The 24,897-nt window shown below is 66.1% G+C and carries 27 protein-coding genes, 1 other RNA gene and 1 riboswitch; of the genes, 15 read left to right on the forward strand and 13 right to left on the reverse strand.

Annotated elements, in window-relative coordinates:
• Nucleotides 1-127: 127 nt before the first annotated feature.
• From miaB to FIU85_RS18080, 10 genes are all read left to right on the forward strand, one after another.
• Nucleotides 128-1,459 (forward strand): tRNA (N6-isopentenyl adenosine(37)-C2)-methylthiotransferase MiaB, encoded by a 1,332-nt coding sequence (gene miaB, locus FIU85_RS18035; RefSeq protein ID WP_152497884.1) that lies wholly within the window; start codon nucleotides 128-130, stop codon nucleotides 1,457-1,459.
• 303 nt (nucleotides 1,460-1,762) lie between these two features.
• On the forward strand, nucleotides 1,763-2,266 hold the full coding sequence (locus FIU85_RS18040) for an OmpA family protein (RefSeq protein WP_254703069.1): 504 nt from the start codon (nucleotides 1,763-1,765) through the stop codon (nucleotides 2,264-2,266).
• A 13-nt stretch (nucleotides 2,267-2,279) separates the two neighbouring features.
• Nucleotides 2,280-2,576, forward strand: coding sequence for a hypothetical protein (locus tag FIU85_RS18045; protein ID WP_152493032.1), 297 nt, complete (start codon nucleotides 2,280-2,282; stop codon nucleotides 2,574-2,576).
• Nucleotides 2,577-2,722: 146 nt separating this feature from the next.
• The gene (locus tag FIU85_RS18050) at nucleotides 2,723-3,745 is read left to right on the forward strand and encodes a PhoH family protein (RefSeq protein WP_152497885.1); all 1,023 of its coding nucleotides are present in this window, start codon (nucleotides 2,723-2,725) and stop codon (nucleotides 3,743-3,745) included.
• Nucleotides 3,746-3,835: 90 nt separating this feature from the next.
• Entirely contained in the window at nucleotides 3,836-4,330 is a 495-nt protein-coding gene (ybeY, locus tag FIU85_RS18055) for an rRNA maturation RNase YbeY (protein ID WP_152497886.1), read from the forward strand.
• A 45-nt stretch (nucleotides 4,331-4,375) separates the two neighbouring features.
• A complete protein-coding gene (locus FIU85_RS18060; protein ID WP_152497887.1) occupies nucleotides 4,376-5,308 on the forward strand; it encodes a hemolysin family protein in 933 nt (310 codons plus the stop codon).
• A gap of 3 nt (nucleotides 5,309-5,311) precedes the next feature.
• Nucleotides 5,312-6,850 carry an apolipoprotein N-acyltransferase gene (gene lnt / locus FIU85_RS18065; protein ID WP_152497888.1) on the forward strand — a complete coding sequence of 513 codons (1,539 nt, stop codon included), beginning with the start codon at nucleotides 5,312-5,314 and terminating at the stop codon, nucleotides 6,848-6,850.
• A gap of 32 nt (nucleotides 6,851-6,882) precedes the next feature.
• Nucleotides 6,883-6,932, forward strand: a riboswitch (SAM-SAH riboswitch).
• A 5-nt stretch (nucleotides 6,933-6,937) separates the two neighbouring features.
• The gene (metK, locus tag FIU85_RS18070) at nucleotides 6,938-8,104 is read left to right on the forward strand and encodes a methionine adenosyltransferase (protein ID WP_152493027.1); all 1,167 of its coding nucleotides are present in this window, start codon (nucleotides 6,938-6,940) and stop codon (nucleotides 8,102-8,104) included.
• A 105-nt stretch (nucleotides 8,105-8,209) separates the two neighbouring features.
• Nucleotides 8,210-9,073 carry a bile acid:sodium symporter family protein gene (locus FIU85_RS18075; protein WP_152497889.1) on the forward strand — a complete coding sequence of 288 codons (864 nt, stop codon included), beginning with the start codon at nucleotides 8,210-8,212 and terminating at the stop codon, nucleotides 9,071-9,073.
• A 1-nt stretch (nucleotide 9,074) separates the two neighbouring features.
• A complete protein-coding gene (locus tag FIU85_RS18080; protein WP_152493025.1) occupies nucleotides 9,075-9,788 on the forward strand; it encodes a tRNA (guanosine(46)-N(7))-methyltransferase TrmB in 714 nt (237 codons plus the stop codon).
• 75 nt (nucleotides 9,789-9,863) lie between these two features.
• Here FIU85_RS18080 and FIU85_RS18085 read toward each other — a convergent pair whose 3' ends face one another.
• The 8 genes from FIU85_RS18085 to FIU85_RS18120 all read right to left on the reverse strand — a co-directional run bounded on the left by FIU85_RS18085 (nucleotide 9,864) and on the right by FIU85_RS18120 (nucleotide 16,249).
• Entirely contained in the window at nucleotides 9,864-10,229 is a 366-nt protein-coding gene (locus tag FIU85_RS18085; protein ID WP_152497890.1) for a hypothetical protein, read from the reverse strand.
• Between the two features lie 63 nt (nucleotides 10,230-10,292).
• Nucleotides 10,293-11,465: an acetylornithine deacetylase gene (gene argE / locus FIU85_RS18090; RefSeq protein ID WP_254702942.1), complete on the reverse strand. Its 1,173-nt coding sequence runs from the start codon at nucleotides 11,463-11,465 to the stop codon at nucleotides 10,293-10,295.
• 324 nt (nucleotides 11,466-11,789) lie between these two features.
• Nucleotides 11,790-12,165, reverse strand: an RNA gene (gene rnpB, locus FIU85_RS18095) — RNase P RNA component class A.
• Nucleotides 12,166-12,194: 29 nt separating this feature from the next.
• Complete coding sequence (locus FIU85_RS18100; protein WP_254702943.1) at nucleotides 12,195-12,863, reverse strand: N-acetylmuramoyl-L-alanine amidase; 669 nt, start codon at nucleotides 12,861-12,863, stop codon at nucleotides 12,195-12,197.
• Nucleotides 12,864-12,879: 16 nt separating this feature from the next.
• Nucleotides 12,880-13,749 carry a hypothetical protein gene (locus tag FIU85_RS18105; RefSeq protein WP_152497892.1) on the reverse strand — a complete coding sequence of 290 codons (870 nt, stop codon included), beginning with the start codon at nucleotides 13,747-13,749 and terminating at the stop codon, nucleotides 12,880-12,882.
• A 34-nt stretch (nucleotides 13,750-13,783) separates the two neighbouring features.
• Nucleotides 13,784-15,268 carry an Asp-tRNA(Asn)/Glu-tRNA(Gln) amidotransferase subunit GatA gene (gene gatA / locus FIU85_RS18110; protein ID WP_152497893.1) on the reverse strand — a complete coding sequence of 495 codons (1,485 nt, stop codon included), beginning with the start codon at nucleotides 15,266-15,268 and terminating at the stop codon, nucleotides 13,784-13,786.
• On the reverse strand, nucleotides 15,268-15,555 hold the full coding sequence (gene gatC, locus FIU85_RS18115) for an Asp-tRNA(Asn)/Glu-tRNA(Gln) amidotransferase subunit GatC (RefSeq protein ID WP_152497894.1): 288 nt from the start codon (nucleotides 15,553-15,555) through the stop codon (nucleotides 15,268-15,270). Before gatC ends, gatA begins: the two co-directional genes overlap by 1 nt.
• A 34-nt stretch (nucleotides 15,556-15,589) precedes the next feature.
• On the reverse strand, nucleotides 15,590-16,249 hold the full coding sequence (locus tag FIU85_RS18120) for a ceramidase domain-containing protein (RefSeq protein ID WP_152498316.1): 660 nt from the start codon (nucleotides 16,247-16,249) through the stop codon (nucleotides 15,590-15,592).
• Between the two features lie 58 nt (nucleotides 16,250-16,307).
• Between FIU85_RS18120 and FIU85_RS18125 the strand changes: the two genes are divergently transcribed.
• On the forward strand, nucleotides 16,308-17,000 hold the full coding sequence (locus tag FIU85_RS18125) for a metal-dependent hydrolase (protein ID WP_152497895.1): 693 nt from the start codon (nucleotides 16,308-16,310) through the stop codon (nucleotides 16,998-17,000).
• A 133-nt stretch (nucleotides 17,001-17,133) separates the two neighbouring features.
• Here the strand turns inward: FIU85_RS18125 and FIU85_RS18130 are convergent, their stop codons facing one another.
• Entirely contained in the window at nucleotides 17,134-17,589 is a 456-nt protein-coding gene (locus FIU85_RS18130; protein ID WP_152497896.1) for a nucleoside deaminase, read from the reverse strand.
• A 61-nt stretch (nucleotides 17,590-17,650) separates the two neighbouring features.
• Here FIU85_RS18130 and FIU85_RS18135 point away from each other — a divergent pair, with 61 nt between their 5' ends.
• Nucleotides 17,651-18,454 (forward strand): pseudouridine synthase, encoded by an 804-nt coding sequence (locus FIU85_RS18135; RefSeq protein ID WP_152497897.1) that lies wholly within the window; start codon nucleotides 17,651-17,653, stop codon nucleotides 18,452-18,454.
• 38 nt (nucleotides 18,455-18,492) lie between these two features.
• On the opposite strand, the gene FIU85_RS18140 is transcribed toward FIU85_RS18135, so the two are convergent.
• Nucleotides 18,493-19,503: a GlxA family transcriptional regulator gene (locus FIU85_RS18140; protein WP_152497898.1), complete on the reverse strand. Its 1,011-nt coding sequence runs from the start codon at nucleotides 19,501-19,503 to the stop codon at nucleotides 18,493-18,495.
• Between the two features lie 49 nt (nucleotides 19,504-19,552).
• On the opposite strand from FIU85_RS18140, the gene dtd reads away from it, so the two are divergent.
• Nucleotides 19,553-19,990, forward strand: coding sequence for a D-aminoacyl-tRNA deacylase (gene dtd, locus FIU85_RS18145; protein ID WP_152493014.1), 438 nt, complete (start codon nucleotides 19,553-19,555; stop codon nucleotides 19,988-19,990).
• 59 nt (nucleotides 19,991-20,049) lie between these two features.
• Complete coding sequence (locus FIU85_RS18150) at nucleotides 20,050-20,568, forward strand: DUF2244 domain-containing protein (protein ID WP_152497899.1); 519 nt, start codon at nucleotides 20,050-20,052, stop codon at nucleotides 20,566-20,568.
• A 64-nt stretch (nucleotides 20,569-20,632) separates the two neighbouring features.
• Here FIU85_RS18150 and FIU85_RS22090 read toward each other — a convergent pair whose 3' ends face one another.
• The 3 genes from FIU85_RS22090 to FIU85_RS18170 all read right to left on the reverse strand — a co-directional run bounded on the left by FIU85_RS22090 (nucleotide 20,633) and on the right by FIU85_RS18170 (nucleotide 23,498).
• Nucleotides 20,633-21,382: a hypothetical protein gene (locus tag FIU85_RS22090; protein WP_172978919.1), complete on the reverse strand. Its 750-nt coding sequence runs from the start codon at nucleotides 21,380-21,382 to the stop codon at nucleotides 20,633-20,635.
• Between the two features lie 409 nt (nucleotides 21,383-21,791).
• Entirely contained in the window at nucleotides 21,792-22,796 is a 1,005-nt protein-coding gene (locus tag FIU85_RS18165; protein ID WP_172978920.1) for a sensor histidine kinase, read from the reverse strand.
• A gap of 240 nt (nucleotides 22,797-23,036) precedes the next feature.
• Nucleotides 23,037-23,498 carry a GatB/YqeY domain-containing protein gene (locus FIU85_RS18170; protein WP_152497901.1) on the reverse strand — a complete coding sequence of 154 codons (462 nt, stop codon included), beginning with the start codon at nucleotides 23,496-23,498 and terminating at the stop codon, nucleotides 23,037-23,039.
• Between the two features lie 195 nt (nucleotides 23,499-23,693).
• On the opposite strand from FIU85_RS18170, the gene carA reads away from it, so the two are divergent.
• Nucleotides 23,694-24,842 (forward strand): glutamine-hydrolyzing carbamoyl-phosphate synthase small subunit, encoded by a 1,149-nt coding sequence (gene carA / locus FIU85_RS18175; protein ID WP_152493009.1) that lies wholly within the window; start codon nucleotides 23,694-23,696, stop codon nucleotides 24,840-24,842.
• The last annotated feature ends 55 nt before the right edge of the window (nucleotides 24,843-24,897 follow it).

The raw sequence follows: 24,897 nt of genomic DNA on the forward strand, positions 1-24,897 counted from the left end.
CGTCCTCAGGGCGTCTTTCTCTGGGCGTCTTTTCGGGTCAAAATCCCGCAATTCGCGGTGCATTGCAAGTCGGGCCGCAGGTGGTGTAGGCAGGCGCCTTGAAACCGCTTGAGCTGGGGGTGTGGCCATGTCCGAGGCCAAGAAGCTATACATCAAGACCTACGGGTGCCAGATGAACGTCTATGACAGCGAGCGCATGGCCGAGGCCATGGGCGGCGCGGGGTATGTCGAGACGGACACGCCCGACGACGCGGACATGATCCTGCTGAACACCTGTCACATCCGGGAGAAAGCCGCCGAGAAGGTGTATTCCGAGCTGGGCCGGTTCAAGGGGCTGAAGGACGCCAAGCCGGACCTCAAGATCGGCGTGGCGGGCTGTGTGGCCCAGGCCGAGGGCGAGGAGATCATGCGCCGCCAGCCGATGGTGGACCTGGTGGTGGGGCCGCAAAGCTATCACAACCTGCCGCAGCTCGAGGCCAAGGCGCGGGGCGGGGCCAAGGCGGTTGATACGCAGTTTCCGCTGGACGACAAGTTCGACACGCTGCGCAAACGGGGCGGCAAGGCGAAGCGGGGTCCGACCGCGTTCCTGACCGTGCAGGAAGGCTGCGACAAGTTCTGTGCCTTCTGCGTGGTGCCCTATACGCGCGGGGCCGAGGTCAGCCGCCCGGTGGCCCGGATCGTGGACGAGGCCAAGGAGTTGGTGGAGCGCGGCGTGCGCGAGATCACCCTTCTGGGCCAGAACGTGAACGCCTATCACGGGCAAGGGCCGGACGGGAACGACTGGTCGCTGGCGCAGCTGATCTGGGAGCTGGACAAGGTCGACGGGCTGGAGCGCATCCGCTTCACCACCAGCCATCCCAACGACATGGGCGACGACCTGATCGCGGCGCACGGGGAGTGCGCCAAGCTGATGCCCTACCTGCACCTGCCGGTACAGTCGGGCAGCGACCGGATTTTGAAGCGGATGAACCGCAGTCACACGGCCGAAAGCTATATCCGGCTGATCGAACGCATCCGCGCGGCGCGGCCCGATATCCTGCTGTCGGGGGATTTCATCGTGGGCTTCCCCGAAGAGACCGAAGCCGACTTTGCCGACACGATGGCGCTGATCGAGGAGGTCCGGTACGGCTATGCCTATTCGTTCAAGTATTCCACGCGGCCCGGCACCCCGGCGGCGGAGCGTGCGCAGCTGGACGAGGAGGTGAAGACCGAGCGCCTGCACCGCCTGCAAGCGCTGATCACCGAGCAGCAGCGCGCCATCCAGGACGCGATGGTGGGCCGCGAGGTGGGGGTTCTGTTCGAGAAGGCCGGGCGGCGCGACGGACAGATGGTGGGCAAGTCGGATTACCTGCACGCGGTGCATGTGAGTGATTCCACCGTTGCGCCCGGCGACCTGCGCCGGGTGATCATCACCGAGAGCGGTGCCAATTCCCTGGGCGGTCGGGTTCTGACCGCCTGAATTTCCGGCATTCTGGCGGTAACGCGTTCTGGTTGCCGGATATTTTGCCGAGACGGCGTGTGGATAACCCATGGGTGGCGATTGTTTCACGGACCGCCACAATATCTGGTTATTTATGCTTCACAACGCGCCGGAACTTGCTAAACTTTAACAATAATTCGTTTTTTGCTCCGGAATCGCTGCCTGCTACCGGGGCAAATGGGGGAAATAATAAAAAGGACAGTGGCTGTGACGAACACGTTTTCGAGAACAGTGCGCACCCTGATGAGCGGACTTGCCGCCGTCGCTCTGGGTGTGGTGGCGATGACCGAGGCCGGTCAGGCGCAAAGTGGCCAGCGGGTCGTGAAGGGCGAGCGCTACGTGCCGACGATCTGGGTCGATCCCGACGGGTGCGAGCACTGGGTGATGGATGACGGCTGGGAAGGGTACATGACCCCCCACGTGAATCGCCAGGGCATCCCGGTCTGCCGCCGGGGCAACGTGTGCGGCGTGGTCAACACCGACCAGCTTTTCGCCACCGACAGCGCGAATATCAGCGCCGCCGGACGGGCGCGCCTGCAGGAGTTCTTCCGCAGCACCGGGGCGATTTCCTACATCATCACCGGGCATACCGACAGCCGCGCCTCGGACGAGTACAATATCGACCTGTCCTATCGCCGGGCCAACTCGGTGGCGCGAATCGCTGCCGGAACCGGCGCCCGGATCGCGGATGTGCGCGGCTACGGCGAGCGTCTGCCGAAAACATCGAACAACACGGCCGCGGGCATGCAGCAGAACCGCCGCGTCGAAATCATCTGCATCCGCTGAGGGGACCTGAACCATGCAAGCATTCAAACTTATTGCCGTGCTCCCCCTTGTCGGTGCGCTGGCGGCCTGTGACGACAAGCGCGACAAGACCGTCGACCGGGGCTTTGATTCCAAGCACCTGAGCCAGCTTCAGGCGGGCATCTGGGTCGATCCCAACGGCTGTGACCACTGGATCATCGATGACGGCGCCGAAGGCTACCTGTCGCAGCGGCTGGACAAGTACGGCAAGCCCGTCTGTTCCGGCACCGCGCCGCCGACCGTGGCGACCGGCAACTACAAGGGCGGTTCGCCCGTGGCCGACTCGATTTGATCGCGCCCATATGCTCAATCCGGTGCCGCGGACCACAGGGTTCGCGGCATTTTTCGTTTCAAACCCGTGACAATTGCGGCCCGGCCCTTGCCCTTGGGGGCGCATCTTGGCAGCATTGATCATGGGCCTTTGACAGGGAGATTTGATTGGTCACGAACGTGCTGACGTCGCAATCCGAGAACAGCGACATTCTGGAAACGGTTGTCGAGTTCCCCGACAATTTCCTGTTGATCGACCTGTGCGGCGAATACGACCGCAACCTTGCCGAAATCGAGAAGAAGCTCGGTGTGCAGATCCTGCGCCGGGGCAACCAGCTGGCCGTGATCGGCGAGCCGGAGCAGGCCAAGGAAGCGCGCGACGTGCTGCTGGCGCTGTACCAGCGTCTGGAAGAGGGCCGCACGGTCGAGCATGGCGACGTGGACCGCGAGCTGCGGATGGGGGCGGGCGGCAGCGCCGACCGGATCGAGACCGACGACACGGGCGGCGAGGACCAGCTGGAGATGTTCAAGGGCGGGCGGGTCGAGATCAAGACCCGCAAGAAGCCCGTCGAGCCGCGCACCGACGCGCAGAAGGCCTATGTGCAGTCGCTTTTCGCCAACGAGTTGGCCTTCGGCATCGGGCCGGCGGGCACCGGCAAGACCTACCTGGCGGTGGCGGTGGGGGTCAGCATGTTCATCGAGGGGCATGTGGACCGTATCATCCTCAGCCGGCCGGCAGTCGAGGCGGGCGAGAAGCTGGGCTATCTGCCGGGCGACATGAAGGACAAGGTCGACCCCTACATGCAGCCGCTTTACGATGCGCTGAACGACTTTTTCCCGGCCAAGCAGGTGGCCAAGCTGATCGAGGAGAAGCGGATCGAGATCGCGCCCCTGGCCTTCATGCGGGGGCGGACGCTGGCCAATGCGTTCGTCGTGCTGGACGAGGCGCAGAACGCCACCTCGATGCAGATGAAGATGTTCCTGACGCGGCTGGGCGAGGGCAGCCGCATGGTGATCACCGGCGACCGCAGCCAGATCGACCTGCCGCGCGGGGTGACGAGCGGGCTGCACGACGCGGAGCGGCTGTTGAAGAATATCCCGAAGATCGCGTTCAATTACTTCACCTCGAAGGACGTGGTGCGCCATCCGCTGGTGGCGGCGATCATCGAGGCCTATGACGCGGATGTCTGAGGCCGGGGGCAATTTTCTTTGGAAGAAAATTGGCCGGAAAATTGCAATTTTCCGATCCGGAATTTTGCAAAATTCCGGCCCGCGCCCGGTGTGAGCGTTTCGGTCGATACGGTCGTCGAGGACGACCGCTGGCAGGACGCAGGCCTGGAACGGCTGGCCGAGCGGGCGGCAGAGGCCACGCTGGCGCATCTGGGGCTGGACCCCGCGGAGTGGGAGATCGCCGTGCTGGGCTGCGACGATGCGCGGATTGCCGCCTTGAACGAAGATTTCCGGGACAAGGCGGCGCCGACCAATGTATTGAGCTGGCCGAGCGCGGAGCGTGGCGCAGAGGTGGATGGCGCCATGCCGGAGCCGCCCGAGGCCGGCCCCGATCCCGAGCTTGGCGATATCGCGATCGCCTATGAGACCTGCGCGAGAGAGGCCGAGGCGGCGGGCAGGCCGATGCAGGATCACGTGACGCATCTGGTCGTTCACGGAATTTTGCATCTGCTGGGCTACGATCACGTTCGTGACAAGGATGCCACCCTGATGGAACGAACCGAGGTGGAGATACTTGGCAAACTGGGTCTGCCTGACCCATATTGAAACAGCCGTTACCGCGTGGACGCGGGCACGATTCGGAAAGGTACGATGAACGACAGCAACGACGCCTCTTCTATGGCAGCGCATGGCGCGCGGCCCGAGGCAAGCAAGGGCGACGATCCGGCGGAGGATCAGAACGACACGCAGGGCGGGTTCTTCCGCCGCTTCTTCGGCGCGCTGGGCGCGGACGAAGACCACAACGGTGAGGAAGATGACCTGGGCGGCGATGGCGGCGAGACGTCGGCCAACGGCCTTGCGCCGAACTTGGGCCTGGGCAACCTGCGGCGGCTGTCGGTCGAGGATGTCATGATCCCCAAGGCGGACATCGTTTCGGTTCCGGCAACAATCACCATGGACGAGCTTGTGCACACGTTCCGCGACAGCGGGCTGACCCGCCTGCCGGTTTACGAGGGCACGCTGGACACGCCCGTGGGCTTTGCCCACCTGAAGGATTTCGCGCTGAAGCACGGGTTCAACGGGCATGGGTCGGACTATTCGCTGGAAGAGCTGTTGCGCCCGCTGATGTACGTGCCGCCGTCGATGACCATCGGCGTGCTGTTGCAGAAGATGCAGGCCGAGCGCCGGCACATGGCGCTGGTGATCGACGAATATGGCGGTGTCGACGGCCTCGTGACGATCGAGGACCTGATCGAACAGGTCGTGGGCGAGATCGCCGACGAGCACGACCAGGACGAGGGCGCCTACTGGTCCGAGGAAAAACCCGGATCCTACGTGGTGCAGGCCAAGGCCCCGCTGGAGGAATTCGAGGCCGAGATCGGCCTGTCGCTGACCGATTCCGAGGAGATCGACGAGGAGGAAATCGACACGCTGGGCGGGCTGGTCTTCATGCTGCTGGGCCGGGTGCCGGCGCGCGGTGAGCTGGTCGAGCATCCCAGCGGCGTGGAAATCCAGGTGCTGGATTCCGATCCGCGGCGGATCAAGCGGCTGCGGGTGCGGCTGCCCGAGGCGATCGAGGTGTAATCCATGGCCAGTCTTGACGCGTTGGCGCGGCAGATCGGTGAGGGCCGCGTGTGGACGCGGTATGCGCTTGCCGCCGGGCTGGGTGCGGTCGCCGCCCTTGGGCAGGCGCCCTGGGGACTGTGGCCGCTGACGATCATGGCGCTGGCGCTGGTCTACGGCCTGTGGCGCGAGACGGGCGGCTGGCTGTCCGCGACGCTCTTGGGCCTGGTGGCGGGCACGGGGCATTTCGTCGTCGCGCTCAGCTGGATATTCGAGCCGTTCCTGGTGGATGCGGCGCGGCATGGCTGGATGGCACCGTTCGCGGTGCTGGGCCTGTCGGTCTTCATGGCGTCCTACTGGGCCGTGGCCCTTGGTGCGGCACGGGCGCTGGCCCCGCGCAGCGGCGTGGCGCTGGTGGGTGCGTTCGTCATTGGCGAGGCGCTGCGCGGGTGGCTGTTCACCGGGTTCGCCTGGGCGCAGGTGGGGCATGTGCTGATCGACACGGCGCTTTTGCACTGGGCGTCATTTGGCGGGGGCCTGGGCCTCTGTGCGCTGATCATGGGCGCGGCGGTGGCGCTGTGGCACCTGGGCGCGGGACGGCGCATGGCCGGGGCGGCGGGGCTGGCGGGCCTCGCGCTGCTTTACGGCGGGGGCGCGGCGCTGACGCCGGTGGAGGCTGCCGCACCGGGGCCGGAGGCGCAGACCGTGCGGCTGGTCCAGCCCAACGCGGCGCAGCACGAGAAATGGCTGCCCGAGAACCTGCAGATGTTCTATGACCGCCAGCGCCAGTTCACCGCCGCACCGGGCGAGACCGGGCGGCCCGACCTGGTGGTCTGGCCGGAAACGGCGATCCCCACCTTCCTGCACCAGTCCGACGACCTCTTGGGCGGGATCGCCGCGTCGGCGCAAGGCGCGCCGGTGGTGCTGGGCCTGCGGCGGCTGGACGGGCAGCGGTATTACAACTCGCTTCTGTACATGGATGGCGAAGGGGTGGTGGACCAGGTCTATGACAAGCATCACCTGGTGCCGTTCGGAGAGTTCATGCCGCTGGGCGACCTGATGGCGCGGTTCGGCATTCATGGTCTCGCCGCCGAGGAAGGCGGGGGGTATTCCGCCGGTCCGGGGGCCGAGATCGTGGACATGGGGCCGCTGGGCCGGGCGGTGCCGCTGATCTGCTACGAGGGCGTTTTCGCCCGCAACATCACCTCGGCGCCGGCGCGGCCCGACATGATCCTGATGATCACCAACGACGCGTGGTTCGGCAAGGTGTCGGGGCCGTACCAGCACCTGGCGCAAGGCCGGCTGCGCAGCGCCGAACAGGGCCTGCCGATGGTGCGGGTGGCCAACACCGGCGTGTCGGCGATGGTCGACGGTACGGGGCGGGTCCTGGCGCATATCCCGCTGGGCGAGGCGGGCTGGATCGACACGCCCCTGCCGCCGCCCTTGCCGGCGACGCTTTACAGCCGCACGGGCGACGCGCCGGTGCTGGTGCTGGCCGCGTTGCTGATGCTGGCCGGCGCGCTGCTGGCGCAGCGTGTAAAAGGCCAAGGAGTTAGCGATTGACCTTCCGGTGAGGCCCGCATAAGCAGGCACGAAACCCGTCACAACGGCTTCCTGGCGTGGCGGGGCTGACCCTAATGGAGCATTTTCATGTCCCGAGACAACTACGTTTTCACCTCCGAATCCGTTTCGGAGGGGCACCCCGACAAGGTGTGCGACCGCATTTCCGACGCCGTGCTGGATGCGTTTCTTGCCGAAGAACCCGATGCGCGCGTGGCTTGCGAAACCTTCGCCACCTCCGGCATGGTGGTGATCGGCGGCGAGGTGGGCCTGTCGGACCAGGAGCGCCTGAAGAACTACATGGGCCGGATCGGCCAGATCGCCCGCGACTGCATCCGCGATATCGGCTATGAGCAGGACAAGTTTCACTGGAACACCTGTCATGTTCTGAACTTCCTGCACGAACAGTCCGCGCATATCGCCCAGGGCGTCGACAAGGACGGGGCGGGGGACCAGGGCATCATGTTCGGCCACGCCACCAACGAGACCGACGCGCTGATGCCCGCGCCGATCCAGTTCAGCCACGCGATCCTGCGGCGGCTGGCGGAGGCGCGCAAATCCGGGCAGGAGCCCACGCTGCGCCCGGACGCCAAGAGCCAGATCTCGCTGCGTTACGAGAACGGCAAGCCGGTCGAGGTGACTTCGATCGTGCTGTCGACGCAACACGAGAGCGAGCACCAGAAGAGCGACGACATCCGCGCCATCGTCGAACCTTATATCCGCGAGGTGCTGCCCGCGGAATGGATCAGCGACAAGACCGAATGGTGGGTGAACCCCACCGGCACCTTCGTCATCGGCGGCCCAGACGGGGACGCGGGCCTGACCGGGCGCAAGATCATCGTCGACACTTACGGTGGCGCGGCCCCGCATGGCGGCGGCGCGTTTTCCGGCAAGGACCCGACCAAGGTGGACCGCTCGGCCGCCTATGCCGCGCGCTATCTGGCCAAGAACGTGGTCGCGGCGGGCATGGCCGAGAAATGCACCATCCAGCTCAGCTATGCGATCGGGGTGGCCAAGCCGCTGTCGATCTATGCCGAGACCTATGGCACGGGCGAGGTGGAGGCGGCAGCGATCGAGAACGCGGTGCGCAAGGTCATGGACCTGACGCCGCGCGGCATCCGAGAGGCGCTGGACCTCAACAAGCCGATCTACGAGCGCACCGCGGCCTATGGCCATTTCGGACGCGAGCCCGAGGCCGATGGCGGCTTCAGCTGGGAACGCACCGATCTTGTGGACGCGCTGAAGAAAGAAGTCTGATCCGGACCCGGGAACGGAAGGGCGCGGGGGTGGTTTCTCCCGCGTTTTTCATGCGCGACAGGGCGCCTTGCAAACCGTAGACTGCGCCAAAAAGGGAGGGACGGGATGATCCTGGATATCGGCCTGCCACTGGCGCTGGCCTTCATCATGTTTTCCTTGGGGCTGGGCCTGCATTTCGCCGATTTCGGCCGGGTGCTGCGCCTGCCCAAACCCGCGCTGACGGGTATCGTGGCGCAGCTCGTGCTGTTGCCGCTGGTGGCCTATGCGCTGATCGCGGCCTGGGGGTTTGCGGGCGGCATGGCGTTCGGGATCATGCTGCTGGCGTTCAGCCCCGGGGGCGTGACCTCGAACATGCTGACCAAGCTGGCGGGGGGCACCGTGGCGCTGTCGATCACGCTGACGGCGGTGGTGAGCCTCTTGTCGGTGCTGACGCTGCCGGTGCTGGTCGCCTGGGCGGCGGTGCATTTCATGGGTGAGGCCGCGCCCGAGATCAGCGTCGTGAAGGTCGGCGTGGCGATGTTCCTGATCACGGCGCTGCCGGTGTTCATCGGGCTGCTGATCCGCCGCTATGCCAGTGGCTTTGCATCGGCCATCGAGCGGGGCTGCGAGATCGTGGCGCTGATCCTCTTCGTGCTGATCGTGGCGGCGGCAATTGCCAGCAACTGGGCGCTTCTGACCGAGAGCTTCACGCGGCTGGGGCCGTTCCTGATCGTGCTGAACCTGGTCCTGCTGGCGGTGGGCATCGGACTGGCGCGGCTGATGGGCATCGCCGGGCGCGACGGGCTGGCCATCGCGGTGGAGATGGGGGTGCAGAATGCGACCGTGGGCATCACCATCGCCAATATCGTGGGGGCCAGCACGGGGTTGTCGGAATTCGCGGTGCCCTCGGCGGTGTACGGGATCTGCATGTATATCGTGAACATTCCCGCGTTGCTGGTGCTGCGTCGGGTCTTTGCGGCGGAGGCGTGACGTGGGACAGCAGAAGCATCCCTCTGGTGCGCCGTGGCGCAATTTCTATGGCCGGTTCAAGGGCAAGCACCTGAAGAAATCGCAGGAAGCCTATCTGGACGAAGATTTGGCCGCGTGGTCGCCGGGGGCGGTGGATTGGGATGTTAATCCCGAGCGAAAACCCATAGACCTCAAGGCCTTGTTCGGGGAACGTGATGTGTGGCTTGAAGTGGGTTTCGGCGGCGGCGAGCACATGATTCACCAAGCGGCGGAGAACGCGGATGTGGGGATCATCGGCTGTGAGCCCTACATCAACGGAGTGGCGAAACTGCTGGGGCAATTGCGCGACAGCCACGTGGAGAACGTGGCGATCTATCCCGGCGACGTGCGCGACATGTTCGACGTGCTGCCCGAGGCCAGCATCGCGCGGGCCTTTCTGCTGTATCCCGATCCATGGCCGAAGAAGCGCCATCACCGTCGGCGCTTCGTGACGCCCGAGCACCTGGAGCCGCTGGCGCGGGTCTTGAAGCCCGGTGCGATTTTCCGGGTGGCCACGGATATCCCCGATTACGTGCGCCAGACGATGGTCGAGGTGCCGCGCCACGGCTTCACCTGGCTGGCCGAGGGGCCGCAAGACTGGCGGCAGCCGTGGGGCGACTGGATCTCCACCCGCTACGAGCAGAAGGCCCTGCGCGAGGGGCGGGTGCCGCATTACATGACCTTCCGGCGGGATTGACCGCGACCGGCTGGTCTTGAGTATTTGAAGCAAGAAAAAGCCGGGACGCGGCGGGACATCCCGCCGGGAGCGTGCCTACATGTTGAAGCTGTCCGGGCAGGCGACCTCGAACGAATAGGCCGTGCCATCGACCTCGCCCTCGATCACCAGCGGAAAGCCCGCGGCCTCGGTGGCGGTGCCGAACTGGCGGGTTTCGGTGCCGGTGCGGATCTCGATGCTAGTGACGCCATTGGGCACGAAGGCGGCCTCGAATGCCGGGGCGCCGTCGCTGTCATGGGTGCGTGCAATGACGAAGGGATCGCGTTCGCACAGCAGCGGATGGTCGAAGGCGGTTTCGCCGAAATACCCGGTCACGGTGCCGTTGGGCGTCTCGACGGGGGCGGCATGGCCGGGCAGGGCCAGGGTCAGCAACAGGGCGATCGAGGCGGTTTTTCCAGGCATTCGAACCTTCCATCCGTATGGGCAAGGCGGCGGCGACGGTAGAGGGTCCGTGGCCGCCCATGGTTATGCAACCAGCTTGTCCTGCAATCGTTCCAGCATATCGAGACATTGCGACAGCTGGTCGAGCGCCACGAATTCGTCGGCCTTGTGGGCCTGTTCGATCGAGCCGGGGCCGCAGATGACCGCCGACATGCCCAGCGATTGGAAGATCCCGGCCTCGGTGCCGAAGGCGACGCATTCGGCGTGGTTGGCGCCGGTCAGTTCCGAGACGATGGTGCGCGCCTCGTTGTCGGTGGTGGGGATGAGGCCCTCGACCTCGCCGATGACCTCGGTGACGATGTCGGCGTCTGGATCGACGGCACGCATGGCGGGCAGAAGCTCTTTCTCGATATAGGTCTTGAGCGAGTCCTTGACGAAATCGGCATCCGAGGTCTGAACGGGGCGCATTTCCCAGTCCACCACGGCCTCGCTGGGGATGACGTTATGGGCCACGCCGCCCGCGAGGCGGCCTGTGTTGATGGTGGTCCAGGGCGGCTCGAACAGGCTGTCGGCGGGGGCGCGGGCGCGCAGCGCGTGCTTGAGGTCCAGGAGGCGGGCGATATAGCGCACGGCGTATTCCACCGCGTTGACGCCCCGGTCCGGCGCCGAGCCGTGGCCCGCCAGCCCGGAAAAGCGGGTGGTGTATTCGTAACAGCCCTTGTGGCCCTCGATCACGCGCATCATCGTCGGCTCGCCGACGATGGCCACGCCCGGGGTCAGGCCCTTGGCGCGCAGGGTATGCGCCAGCGCGCGGGCGCCGAAACAGCCCGTCTCCTCGTCATGGGTGAAGGCGAAATGCAAAGGCCGGTCGGGGTTCAGCGCGGCGTATTGCGGGGCCATGGCAAGGCAGGCGGCGATGAAGCCCTTCATGTCGCAGGTGCCGCGCCCGTAGAGCAGGCCGTCATGTTCCAGCATGTCGAAAGGGTTCGAGGCCCAGTCCTGGTCGGCCACCGGCACCACGTCGCTGTGGCCCGACAGGACGATGCCGCCGTCGCGTTCGGGGCCGATCGTTGCGAAGAGATTGGCCTTCTGCCCCGAGGGGTCGGGAAAGATCTCGACCCGGGCGCCGACCATGTCCAGACGGTTGGCGATCGAGTTGATCAGGTCGATATTCGGATCGGTCGATATGGTGGGAAAGCCGATCAGATCGCCCAGGATGCGCGAGGTGCTGTCCAGCAAATCGGTTCGAACCGCCACGAGTGTCCCTTTCTGTCAAAGCCCTCGAAGACGTTGATGCGCCTGCGGCAAAGGGTCAAGAGGTGAGCGGAAATTTGACCGGCCGGGAGGGCCACACCCAATGCGGGATCTTGGCCAGGGCGGCGCGGGAGCGTCCATCTCGGACAGTCTCGTCCGGGGTGTTGGTCGTGGGCGTGGGATCTCGTGCCGTGACGGCAAGAATCGGCCCCCCTTCCTCTGGCCGGAAATATCCCGGGGTTTGGGGCTGGCCCCAATAAAACAATAGAGCGCGGCGCAGCCGCACCATCGGATCGGACTTGCCAGATCGGACCGGACGGGTCGGAAGCGCGCGGAGGGCCTGTAAGCCGGATTCTGTCGTAGGACGACCATTCATCTGGTCCTGCGGTTGCCCGCAGGCTTTAGCTGCCAACCCGGATCGCGGGGCCAAGGCGGCCCGAATGCGATCCCTATTCGGCATTGCTCCCGGTGGGGCTTGCCATGCCGGTCCGGTTGCCCGTCCCGCGGTGGGCTCTTACCCCACCGTTTCACCCTGACTCACGTGATCCGCATGGCGGATTGCGAGAGCGGTCTGTTCTCTGTGGCGCTTTCCCTCGGGTTGCCCCGGCCGGGCGTTACCCGGCACCGTTGCCTTGTGGAGTCCGGACTTTCCTCCCAAACAATCCGCCAAGAGCGCATTGCAGGCGGCCGTCCGGCCCTCCGCGCAACAGGCGATGTAAGGGGTTTCGCGGCTCAGGTCCAGAGCGCGGCGTGGCCCAGCGGCGTGTAATCCTGCGGGCAGAGCGGGCCGGTGGCGAAGGGGCGGTAGCGCAGCCTGACAGCGGCGAGCAGGGCATCGTCATCCACATCCGCAGTATAGCCGGCATGGCGCGCCACGGTTCTGAACGTGTCCGGTTCCGGGGCGTCCGGGCCGGGGTCCTGGCCTCTCTGTCCGGCCAGTCCGGCCCGTTCCAGTCTTTCCCAATCGAAATGCGGTCCCGGGTCGGTTTTGCGGTCGGGCGCCATGTCGGAATGGCCGATCACCCGCTCGGGCGGAATGCTCCAGCGGCGCAGGATGCCGGGCAGGATGGCTTCCAGCGTGGCCATCAGCGGCGCGGGGAACGGGGTGTCGCCGGGATTGTCCAACTCGATCCCGACGGAGCGGGAATTGACGTCGGTCACGTCACCCCAGGATCCGGCGCCGGCGTGCCAGGCGCGGGCCACCTCCGCCACCATCTGCCAGGCGCGGCCGTCCGCGGCGATGAGGTAGTGCGCCGACACTTCCGCCGAAGGGTCGCAGAGACGTTCCAGCGCCACCTCGGCGCTGGCCATGGCGGTGTGGTGGATCACCACGATATCGGGTTTCGCGCCAAGGCGGCGCGGCCCGAAATTGGGGGAGGGATGCCAGAGCGGCGCTGTCACGCAGACTGCCCGGGGGTCAGTTCCGCACCGCCGCGCGGAATGGGCGCGGGTCCCAGGCGCAGGCATAGCCGTCGCCATCGGGATCGAGCCCCATGCGGTCGCGGCGCGGGCCGCCCTGGGCCAGGAAATCGGTCTGTGCCTGGTCGGCCGAGTTGTACTTGGCGCAGTTGCGCTGGAACTTGGCCTGCTTGTTGAGGCCGACGCGGGTATAGAGCTGCTGCCCCTTGGGATGGCTGGTTTCCAGCGCGTACTGCACGATGTTGGGCCCGGCATTGCCGGTCCGTTCGGGCAGCGCACCGGGCTGGACCACCTGGTACTGGGCGCGGTTCTGGGCAATCAGTTCGGCATCGTCCTGGATCGAGCGGGCGTTGCCCACGGCGTCGAAACTGTTCTCGTTCGAGATGCCGCCCGCGCTGGTCACCGTCTGGGGCGCGGGGTTCGAGGGGCTGGCATGGACGACCTGCTGGCCCGAGTTCTGCGAGGTTTCGGCCAGCCGCGCCGCGGTTTCGCGGGCGATCTCGTCGCTGGTGGAGGCCGAACTGAGCCCGCCGGTGGGCGTGTAGGCGCCCGAACCCGTCTGGCGCGTGGTGTTGGTGGACGAGGTCACGGTGCCGGGGGTTCCGGGCGCGGTCGCGCCTTGGGTCGCGCTGAGCGGGGTGCCGGGCGTGGCCTGGCCGTGGTTCTCGGGCGATATTGCGCCGGCCGGTGGCACGGCAGAGCCGCCGCTCAGCGCCGCGTCGCGGGCGCGTTGCTGGGCAATATACTCTTCCGACGTGCCAAAGCCGACGCCGGCGCCGCTATCGGGCACGCCCGCGCCGCTGTCGGGAATTCCGGGCGAACAGGCGGTCAGCCCGACAAGGGCCGTTACACAAAGGGAAAATCGCATCTGCTTAGTTCCTGCCGATTTGTTTTGCGGCAATTTACCACCATTTGCCGGGTTTGGCCACAAAGCCCGCCGCCGCCTCGAGCGCGTAGGCGGTGTTGAGCAGATCGCCCTCTTCCCAGGGCCGTCCGATCAGTTGCAGCCCGAGGGGAAGCCCGTTGCGGTTGAGGCCCGTGGGCACCGCGATGCCGGGCAGACCGGCAAGGTTCACAGTGACAGTGAAGACGTCGTTGAGATACATCTCGACGGGATCGTCGGACTTACGGCCCAGTTCGAACGCGGCCGAGGGGGTGGCGGGGGTCAGGATCGCGTCGATGCCTGCGTCGAAGACATCCTCGAAATCCTTCTTGATCAGGGCGCGCACCTTGCGGGCGCGGTTGTAATAGGCGTCGTAGAAGCCCGCCGACAGAACGTAGGTGCCGATCATGACGCGGCGCTGCACCTCTGGACCGAAGCCTTCGGCGCGGGTTTTCTCGTACATATCGGTGATGCCGTCGCCTTGGGCCAGCTTCGCGCGATGGCCATAGCGAACGCCGTCATAGCGGGCAAGGTTCGAGGACGCCTCGGCGGGCGCGATGACGTAGTAGGCCGGCAGGGCGTACTTGGTATGGGGCAGCGAGATATCGACGATCTCGGCCCCCGCATCGGCCAGCATGTCCTTGCCTTGGGTCCAGTGCGCCTCGATCTCCTCGGGCATCCCGTCCATGTGGTATTCGCGAGGGATGCCGATCTTCTTGCCGCGGATGTCGCCGGTCAGCATCGCCTCGAAATCCGGCACGGGAATGTCGGCGCTGGTGCTGTCCTTGGGGTCGTGGCTGCACATGGCTTCCAGCATGATAGCGGCGTCGCGCACCGACTTGGTCATCGGGCCCGCCTGATCCAGCGACGAGGCAAAGGCCACGATCCCCCAGCGCGAGCAGCGCCCGTAGGTGGGCTTGATGCCGGTGATGCCGGTGAAGGCGGCAGGCTGGCGGATCGAGCCGCCGGTGTCGGTGCCGGTGGCGCCAAGGCAGAGGTCGGCGGAGACGGCCGAGGCCGAGCCACCCGAGGAGCCGCCGGGCGTCAGCGCCATCTCGTCATTGCCGCGCCGCCACGGGTTGACGGCATTGCCGTAAACGCTGGTTTCGTTCGAGGAGCCCATGGCGAACTCGTCCATGTTGAGCTTGCCCAGCATGACCGCGCCCGCGTCAAAGAGGTTCTGGCTGACGGTGGATTCGTATTCCGGCTTGAAGCCGTTGAGGATGCCGCTGGCGGCCTGGGAGGGCACGCCCTTGGTGCAGAAGAGATCCTTGATGCCCAAGGGGATGCCGCACATCGAGGGCGCGTTGCCGGCCTGAAGGCGGGCGTCGGCGGCCTTGGCTTGTTCCACGGCAATCTCGGGCGTGTGGTGCACGACAGCGCCAAGCGCGCCCGCGCCTTCGATGGCCGTCAGGCAGGCCTCGGTCAGTTCTTCGGAGGTGATCTCGCCCGCGCGCAGGTTGTTGCGGGCGTCGGCGATGGTCATTGCATTGAGATCGGTCATTATTCCACCACTTTCGGCACGGCGAAAAAGCCCTCGCGGGCGTCGGGGGCGTTTGACAGCACCTTGTCCTGCTGGCCGCCTTCGGTCACCACGTCCTCGCGGCGCTTGAGGCGAAGGGGCGTGACCGAGACCATGGGCTCGACGCCCTCGACATCGACCTCGTTCAACTGGTCGATGAAGCCGAGGATCGTGTTGAACTCGTTGGCCAGCGCCGGCAGGTCGTCTTCCTCGACCCGGATGCGGGCCAGCTTGGCCACCTTGGCGGCGGTCGCGGTGTCGATGGACATGGGGGCATCTCCGTGTGCGTTATCGCATCCGCGTTTAGCGCCCGCGCCGGGACGGTGCAAGGGCGTGGCGGCGGTAGAGCTCGATCATCCAGCCCAGCATGAGCGCATTGAGGACGTGCCAGCCGAAATGGGTGCCGAGGGCGAGGCTGTCGCACAAGGGCGCGTCGAGGCTGCGGAAGGTGAGTGACAGCAGAAGCAGGCCCGCGCCGAGGGCGAGGCCGCGCGACAGGGCGGCGTCGGCGCGCAGCAGCCAGGCGTAGAGCAGGATGACCAGGGGTAGCGTCAGGTAAGAGGCCGAGGGGCCATAGAGCGGCAGCTGCGAAAGGAGCGGCATGGCGAGCGCGGTTGCGCCAAGGAAGGCCGGGATGGTGGCGGCGGAGGCGAGGGCGGAGAGGCCGAGGTAGTATCGCGTCGCGGCGTAGAGATAGGTCAGCGCGAAGAGCATGATCGGCAGGACATCGAGCATCGCCGCCCAAGGCTGGGCAAAGGTGTGAAACAGGAACGAGCCGATCCCGATCAGCGCCAGAAGCGCGACGAGGGGGCGGGCCAGAGCAAGCTCGGTGCCGCGCAGGCGCCACGCCATGACGAGCGCGGCGACGAGGAAGGCGGCGTTGGTGATCGCGTTGACCGGCTCGGCCCAGAAGCCGGGATCGGTGCGTTCGCAATAGGCGTCGATGGCGCGGGTCCAGTCCATGTGGAAATCGGTGGCCTCTCTGCTAACTTCCCCGTGGGAATGACATAAGGAGAGCGTCATGAAAATCATCTGGCTGGGACATTCGAGTTTCCGCATCGAGATCGCCGATCAGGTTCTGTTGATCGACCCGTGGCTGACGGGCAACCCGATGCTGGACGAGGCGCATCATGACGCGGCCACCGAGGGGGCGACGCATATCCTGCTGACCCATGCGCATTTCGACCATGCCTCGGACCTGCCGGACCTGGCCAAGAAACTGTCGGTGCCGGTGGTGGGGCAGTTCGACCTGATGGGTTGGTGGGAAGAAAGCGCGGGGCTGGAGGTTGTCGGCTTCAACAAGGGCGGCACGGTCGCCTTGGGCGAGGTGAAGGTGACGATGGTGCACGCCACGCATTCCTCGAGCTTTGGCGGAGAGAACGGTCCGCATGTGCCCGGCACCGAATGCGGGTTCATGATCGAGGGCGAGGGGCATGTGATCTATGTCTCGGGTGACACCGACGTGATGGCCGATATGGGCGTGTTCAACGACCTGCACAAACCAGATATCGGCATCCTGTGCGCCGGCGGGCATTTCACCATGGACATGAAGCGGGCGGCCTATGCGGCGAAAACCTTCTTCGATTTCAAGACGGTGATCCCGTGCCACTACAAGACCTTCCCGCTTCTGGAGCAGTCTGCGGAGGCGCTGAAGGACGGCCTGCCGGGGGTCGACGTGATCGAGCCGGAGGTGATGACGGCGATCGAGATCTGAGCGGGGCAAAACTTTTTAGAAAAGTTTTGGTAAAAGCTTTGAGAAAGCTTTTGGTGCCCGGACCTCCAGGTGGGGTTCGGGCATCGGCGTTGTTATATGAGTATTTTTGGCAAGAAAAAGAGCGCTTTGCGATTTATTCTTCACGCAGAGTTCTGAAGAATTGCGTCAACAGGGCTTCCGCTTCGGTGGCGTTGATCCCGTCGTAAATCTCGGGCGCGTGGTGGGTCTGGGCATGGGTGAAGATCCGGGCGCCCTGGGCCACGCCGCCGGATTTGGGGTCGGCGGCGCCATAATAGAGCCGCGCGATGCGGGCATTTGCGATGGCGGTGGCGCACATCGCGCAGGGTTCCAGCGTGACGGTCAGGCTGTGACCGGGCAGGCGCTCGCTGCCGGCGGCCGCGCAGGCGGCGCGGATCGCCAGGATTTCGGCGTGTGCGGTGGGGTCACTCAGTTCCCGCGTGCGGTTGCCGGCCTGCGCCACTATGCGTCCCGCCGGGTCGGCCACAACCGCGCCCACGGGCACCTCGCCACGGTCGCGGGCGGCGCGGGCCTCGGCCAGGGCCGTGTCCATATGGCTTTTGAACGTCATGCCCCTGATTGCCGTGCGGGCGGTGCTTTCGCAAGAGGCAAGGATGGGGTAAGGCCGTGGCATGACTCGCAAACCCACCCAGAATACGCCGCCAGGTGACAGGATCGCCAAGGTGATCGCCCGTGCCGGCGTGGCCAGCCGGCGCGAGGCCGAGCGCATGATCGAGGCGGGCCGGGTGCGCGTGAACGGTGCGGTGATCGACCGCGCGGCGCTGAACGTGACCGGCGCCGACCGGATCGAGGTTGACGGGCGCGCGCTCGATGCGCCGGAGCCGCCGCGCCTGTGGCTCTATCACAAGCCCGCGGGGCTGGTGACGACCACCAAGGACGAGCAGGGGCGCGAAACGATTTTCGACAAGCTTCCCGAGGACTTGCCGCGCGTTCTTAGCGTGGGGCGGCTGGACCTCAATTCGGAAGGCTTGCTGCTATTGACCAATGACGGGGGCGTCAAGCGCAAGCTGGAATTGCCCTCGACCGGCTGGGTGCGCAAATACCGCGTGCGCGTGAAGGGCCGGCCCGAGGATGCGACGTTCGAGCCGTTGCGCAAGGGGCTGACGCTGGATGGCGAGGTGTTTCAGCCGATGTCGGTGGTGCTGGACCGGCAGAAGGGCGCCAATGCCTGGGCCACGGTGGGGATTCGCGAAGGCAAGAACCGCGAGATTCGCCGCGCGATGGAGGCGGTGGGCTGCCAGGTGAACCGGCTGATCCGGGTGTCTTATGGCCCGTTCCAACTGGGGCAGCTGAAGGCGGGCGAGGTCGAGGAGATCCGGCCCCGGGTGCTGCGCGACCAGTTGGGCATGGACGAGACGCCGGGCAAGGAAAAGCCCGCGAAAGGCCGGCCGAAGGTTCAACGGAAGCGTCGGTAGAGGACAGTTTTGAATTTCAAAATCAGACAGTTCTGCGCTTACTTTGATGTGGCGCCGCGGCGGTAGGCTTGCGGTGTGGTGCCATAGCGCTTGCGGAATCGCTCTGCCAGTTGCGAGGCGCTGGCAAAGTCGGTTGCGGCGGCGATCTGGCCGATGCTGAGGCGCGTTTCGTTCAACAGCGCATGGGCGCGGGCGATGCGCAGGTCGAGATAGTATTGCGCCGGCGTGGCGGCGAGGTAGCGGGTGAAATGCCGCTCGAGCTGACGCCGGGAGAGGCCCACATCGGTGGCGACCTCGGAGATGTCCAGCGGGTCCTCGATATGGGCAGCCATCAGGTCGGTCGCGGCGATCAGTTGCGGATTGTGACTGCCCAGGGCGGCGGCATAGGCGGGGCGCTGGGGCGCGCTGCGGTTGCCGGCGCGGCGGTGCAGGCACATGTCGGCGACGATGGCCGCCAGCGCCGGGCCGTGGTCGCGCTCGATGATTTCCAGCATCATGTCGGTCGCGGCAGATCCGCCGCCGCAGGTGAACAGCCCGCCGTCTTCCTCGTAGAGGTGGCCTGTGGGTTCCAGCCCCGGAAAGGTCTCGCGAAAGGCCGGCTGGTTTTCCCAGTGCAGGGTAAAGCGGCGGTCCTTCAAGCGCCCGGCACGGGCGAGCGCGAAGGCGCCGGTGCAGATGCCGCCCACCTGGATGCCATGCGCCCATTGCCGGTTGACCCATGTCACCGCCCGTGGCGGCGCGGTGTCCAGCGGGGCGACACCGGCGCAGACGAAGGCCTTGTCGCTGCGCGACAGGTCGTGGGCCTGGCTGTCGGGGGTGATGGTCACGCCGCAGGAGCAGGATACAGCTTCGCCGTCTATGGTGCTGATGAACCAGCGATAAAGCTCCTGTCCCGCAACCTGGTTGGCGACGCGCAGCGGCTCGATCGCCGAGGTGAACGCGAGCAGCGTCAGCCGGGGCAGCAACAGGAAATGATAGTCCTGGGGCGGGCCGTCATACTCGACCCGCAAGCTGGCCGCGCCGCGCGGGACGAAGGATTTGCGTTCCATGGCGAATTGGTAGCATGTGGCCGGGAACTGGCAAGGGAGGACGCGCGCGATGCGGGCATTGATACAGCGGGTGAGCGAGGCCCAGGTGCGCGTGGATGGCGCGGTGATCGGGGCCACCGGGCCCGGGCTGCTGGTGCTGGTCTGCGCGATGCAGGGCGATGGCGCGGCAGAGGCCGAGGCGCTGGCGGCGAAGGTGGCCAAGCTGCGGATCTTCAAGGACGCAGCGGGCAAGATGAACCGCTCGGTGCGCGACGCGGGCGGCAGCGCGCTGGTGGTCAGCCAGTTCACGCTGGCCGCCGACACCTCGCGCGGGACACGACCGGGATTTTCCCAGGCGGCGGCGCCCGAGGAGGGCCGGCGCCTCTATGAGCGCTTCGCCGAGGCGCTGGCGGGCGAGGGTGTGCCGGTCGAAACCGGCGCGTTCGGCGCCGACATGCAGGTCAGCCTGGTCAATGACGGGCCGGTGACGATCTGGCTGGAGGTCTGAGGCCTTACGCGCAGAAATGTCGCGCTTTCCTCGTGCGCCTGGTGCGCTAAGGTTGTGCCATGCCGTATCAGTGGAACCAGACGCGGGACGGGGATGACGAGGTGTGCGAGCTGCGGCTCTGGCCGCATCGGTCGCTGCCGCGCCGGGGATTCGCGCTCTTCATCGTGATCACCTGCGGGATGCTGACCCTGCCGCTTTATCCGCTGATCGGGACGGTCACGCTGTGGGGGCTGCTGCCGTTCCTGTTGCTGGCGGTCTGGGGCGTGTGGGCGGCGTTGGAGCGCTCCTACAAGGACGCGCAGATGAACGAGGAGCTGACGATCGACCGCGAGGCGGTGCACCTTGTGCGCACCAACGCGCGCGGGCCGGTGCAGGAATGGGATTGCGAAAGCTACTGGGCGAAGGTCGAGATGCATCCCACGGGCGGGCCGGTGCCGCATTACGTGACGCTGAAGGGCAAGGGGCGACAGGTGGAAATCGGCGCGTTCCTGAGCGAGGACGAACGCAAGGCGGTTTACGGCGAGATCACCGATGCGCTGAAGCGTATTGCGCTGCCCGACCCGATGGGGGCCGGATAGGCGCCGGGCCGCAGCGGTCGCGGCGGCCCGGTGTGAGTGGTGGTTGCCGAATGCTTGGTTTGCCTCAGTTGATGAGGCGCACCAGGTTATCCATCGACTTTCTCAGCCGGATCTGCCCGGAGCGGGGGTTCGGCGAGGGCAGGATCAACTGGGTGGTCGTCTTGCCGATCCCGAGCTGATTGTTCAGCTGCACATCGACGCGGACGCCTCGGGGATCGGGTCTGGACGACTGGACGATGCCAAGCACCTGCCGGTCGGATGTCATGAGCACGACGCCAGCCAGGTCCGGCATGGCGCTACGCGTGCTCACTGCGCCGCCCGAGGATCCGGCCGGGTTCGCCGCGCTCGCGGTGGAACCGGGGTTCGAGCTGCTGCCGGAACCGGAATTCGTATCGCCGTCGGAATCGGAGGCAGTCTCGCTTCCGACGCCGACACCGACCCCCGCGCCGACACCGGAACCGCCGACACCAACGCCAACGCCCGCGCCGATACCGGAACCGCCGACACCGGCGCCGACGCCCGCTCCGACGCCGGTCCCTCCGACGCCTGCACCGACGCCCGCTCCGACGCCGGTGCCCGCGTCGCTGGAGCCCGCGCCGACCCCTGCGGCGGCACCAACGCCGCCGACAGCGCCACCGACCGCACCGCCAACGCCGCCGACAGCACCACCGACCGCTTCGCCTACGCCGCCGACAGCACCGCCAACGGCACCACCGAGGCCTCCCTCGGCATGCGCGGGAGACATCGCTGTCGTCGACAGCAACGCACAAGCGGAGACAATTTTGAGGAATTCAGACTGCGTGTACTTGGACATAGTTCCACTCCTACTAACTAAAAGTCCACCCAGTACACGTTAAGGTAGCACAAGACGGCATTCTCACAAGAAAACGAATTAAATTATCTCGCTTCACGACATTTAAGTGCATGAAAGCTCTGAAAATTATTACTTTGTTGCGAAAGCGTTTTTGACGACGTTCAGGCTGCGTGAGAGCCACCGCGCGCCGCATCGCCAGCCTGCCGGTGAGGCCATTTCGGATCATTGAAACGCGGTCGCGAATCGCCTGTGTTCCCAAGTGCTCCTGCGGGTGCAGGCCCTGCATATTGCGCGCTCGCGGATACGTGTTGCCCCGGGAAGGAGGGCGCGGAAGAGGAGGTATTCACGGTGAAACCGGCGGCGCCGCGAGGTCGGATGGCTCAAGGCGTCCGGCGCGTGGTTCGGCAAATTAGGCTCTGGAGATCGCCAGTTCGAACTTCGTGCCGGTCTCGACAGGGACGCGCTCCAGCGCGCCACCGGCCTTTTGCGCCAGCGCATGAATCAGCCCGTGACCCTGGCTGCCTTCGCGCGCGGGCTGATCCGGGATGCCGATCCCGTCATCGGCAACCGAGACGGTCAGGGTCTCTTCGGTGGCGGCGAGCGAGACATGGATCTTGCCGTCGCTGCGATCGGGGAAGGCGTGTTTCGCGGCGTTGATGCAAAGCTCGTTGACCAGCAGGCCTATTTCGACGGCATTGTCCCGCGGAAGGGAGATGTCGGCGATATCCGCCGTCAGCCTGTGCTGTCCCTGAAGATAGGCCGATTGAAGCGATGCGCAGAGCGTCGTGAGGTAAGGCCGCATCGGCACCTCGCCGATCCGTCCCTCTTCGCGGTAGAGCGCCTCGTGGGCGCGCGCGATGCTGTCCACCCGGCTGTGGATCGCCTTGAGCGCCGGTATCGCCGCTTCGGAAGCCTTGCGCATTTCGATGCGCAGCATCGCATTGACCATGGCGAAGTTGTTCTTGACCCGGTGATCCAGTTCCAGCAACAGCAGACGCCGTTCTTCCGCGATGGCGTTCCGTTCCAGCAAGGCGCGGCGCACCACCCGGCGAAAGTATTCCGCAAGCGCCACGACCAGGAAGCCCGAGAAAACGTTGACGAAGACCCTTGGCCCATCGGTGGGATCGTTGAACGCGAAGGATTGCCTGATCGGCAGCACAAAATACCAGGCGTAGAGGGCGGTGAAGCACATCACGCCCACGCCCGCCCCCCAGCGGCCGAAGAGCGTGGCAAAAAGCACGAAGGGAAGGGTGAGGGCGAACGGCCCCGCACCGGGAAAGACGGTATCGACGGCCCCGCGCGCCAGCACCGCGAGGATCGCGCAGACCCCGGCAACAAGCGCCTGCGCCGTGGGTTCGGGGATGCGCGGCGCAAGCCGATCCACCAGGTCGATCTTCACCCGCCGTCCGGCCATTGGCTGTTCGGTCGCCGCGTCCGGGTCCCGCAAGACGGGTTGCCGAACGTCTTGTGATCCCGCGGGTCGCATATATTGCTGTTTCCCAGTCCCGTGCCGTGCCCAGGGGGCACCTCCCCGGACCGACTATAGGTGCTGTATGCGATCATGTCAGCCAGCTTCCGTACCGCGAAATGCGTCCCGCCGCCCGCCGGTCGGCCCGCGGTGCCTGGCGGGCCGGGTTTTCGGGAGGTCGATTGCTTAGGCGCAGAGCCGGTCCTTGACCCGCGGACCCACCGCGCCGAAATCCATCTGCCCGGTGTAGTTCTCCTTGAGATGTCCCATCACCTTGCCCATGTCGCGGATCGAGCTGGCGCCGGTCTTGTCGATGGCGGTCTCGATGGCCTTGGCGACTTCCGCCTCGTCCAGCTGGCGGGGCAGGAACTCCTCGATCACCTCGATCTCGCGCTGTTCTTCCTGTGCAAGGTCCAGCCGCCCGCCTTCTTCGTAGGCGCGGACGCTTTCCTGGCGTTGCTTGGTCATCTTGCCCAAGATGGCGAGGATATCGCCATCGGAACAGCCGGTGTCGTTGTCGGTGCCCCGGCGGGCGATGTCCTGGTCCTTGATCGCGGCATTGATCAGGCGCAGCGTGCCCAGCCGCGTCGCGTCCTTGTCCTTCATGGCCTGTTTCAGGGCGTCGTTCACGCGTTCGCGCAATCCCATGTCAGGGTATCCTCTTGTCATCCCGTAAGCGTGCGACATTAATGGAAAGCGAAACGCCGTGCAATAAGCTGCGACACCCTGTCCGGCCCTTGTTTTATTGACCGGAGCGATTGACGTCGCGGCGCGAAACGTTCCCTTGACCGCACGGGCGGCTGACCATAGGTTCCGCGCAATTTGCCCGTTGGAGATTCCCCCATGCCGCACGCGCCCGATGCCCGTCCGACCGCCTGTCTTGCCCTGGCCGATGGATCGCTGTTCTACGGGCGCGGGTTCGGGGCCGAGGGCGAGGTCGCGGCGGAGCTGTGTTTCAACACCGCGATGACCGGCTACCAGGAAATCATGACCGACCCCAGCTATGCCGGGCAGGTGGTGACCTTCACCTTTCCGCATATCGGCAACGTGGGCGTGAACCCCGACGATGACGAGACCGCCGACCCGGTGGCCGAGGGCATGGTCGTCAAGTGGGACCCGACCGAGCCGTCGAACTGGCGCTCGACCGAGCGGCTGGGCGAGTGGCTGGCGCGGCGGGGCCGTGTGGCCATCGGTGGTGTCGACACCCGCCGTCTGACGCGGGCCATCCGCCAGCAGGGCGCCCCGCACGTGGCGCTGGCGCACCGGGCGGACGGCAAGTTCGACACCGATGCGCTGGTCGCCAAGGCCCGCGCCTTTGCCGGGCTGGAGGGCATGGACCTGGCCCGCCAGGTGACCTGCGCGCAAAGCTATCGCTGGGACGAGATGCGCTGGGCCTGGCCCGACGGTTTCCCGCGCCAGACGCAAGCCCGGCACAAGGTGGTGGCGATTGATTACGGCGCCAAGCGCAACATCCTGCGCTGCCTGGCCAGCGCCGGCTGCGAGGTGACGGTGATGCCCGCCACGGCCACCGCCGAGGACGTGCTGGCACAAAGCCCCGACGGCGTGTTCCTGTCGAACGGCCCCGGCGACCCGGCGGCGACGGGCGAATACGCCGTGCCGATGATCCGCGGCGTTCTGGAAAAGAACCTGCCGCTCTTCGGGATCTGCCTGGGTCACCAGATGCTGGGCCTTGCCCTGGGTGCGCGGACGATCAAGATGAACCACGGTCATCACGGCGCGAACCATCCGGTGAAGGACCTGACCACCGGCAAGGTCGAGATCACCTCGATGAACCACGGGTTCGCCGTGGACAGCCAGACCCTGCCCGCAGGCGTGGTGCAATCGCATGTCTCGCTCTTCGACGGGTCGAACTGCGGCATCCGCATGGAAGACCGCCCGGTCTTTTCGGTGCAGCACCATCCCGAGGCCAGCCCCGGCCCGCAGGACAGCTTCTACCTGTTCGAGCGTTTCGCCGCCTCGATGGACCGCTAGGGTCCGGCAGGCGCTCCGCCCGTCCGCCCGCTCGGGCGGGCCCGGGGCCGGTGCG

Origin of the sequence: Roseovarius sp. THAF8, assembly GCF_009363735.1 — a bacterium.
Lineage (GTDB): Bacteria > Pseudomonadota > Alphaproteobacteria > Rhodobacterales > Rhodobacteraceae > Roseovarius.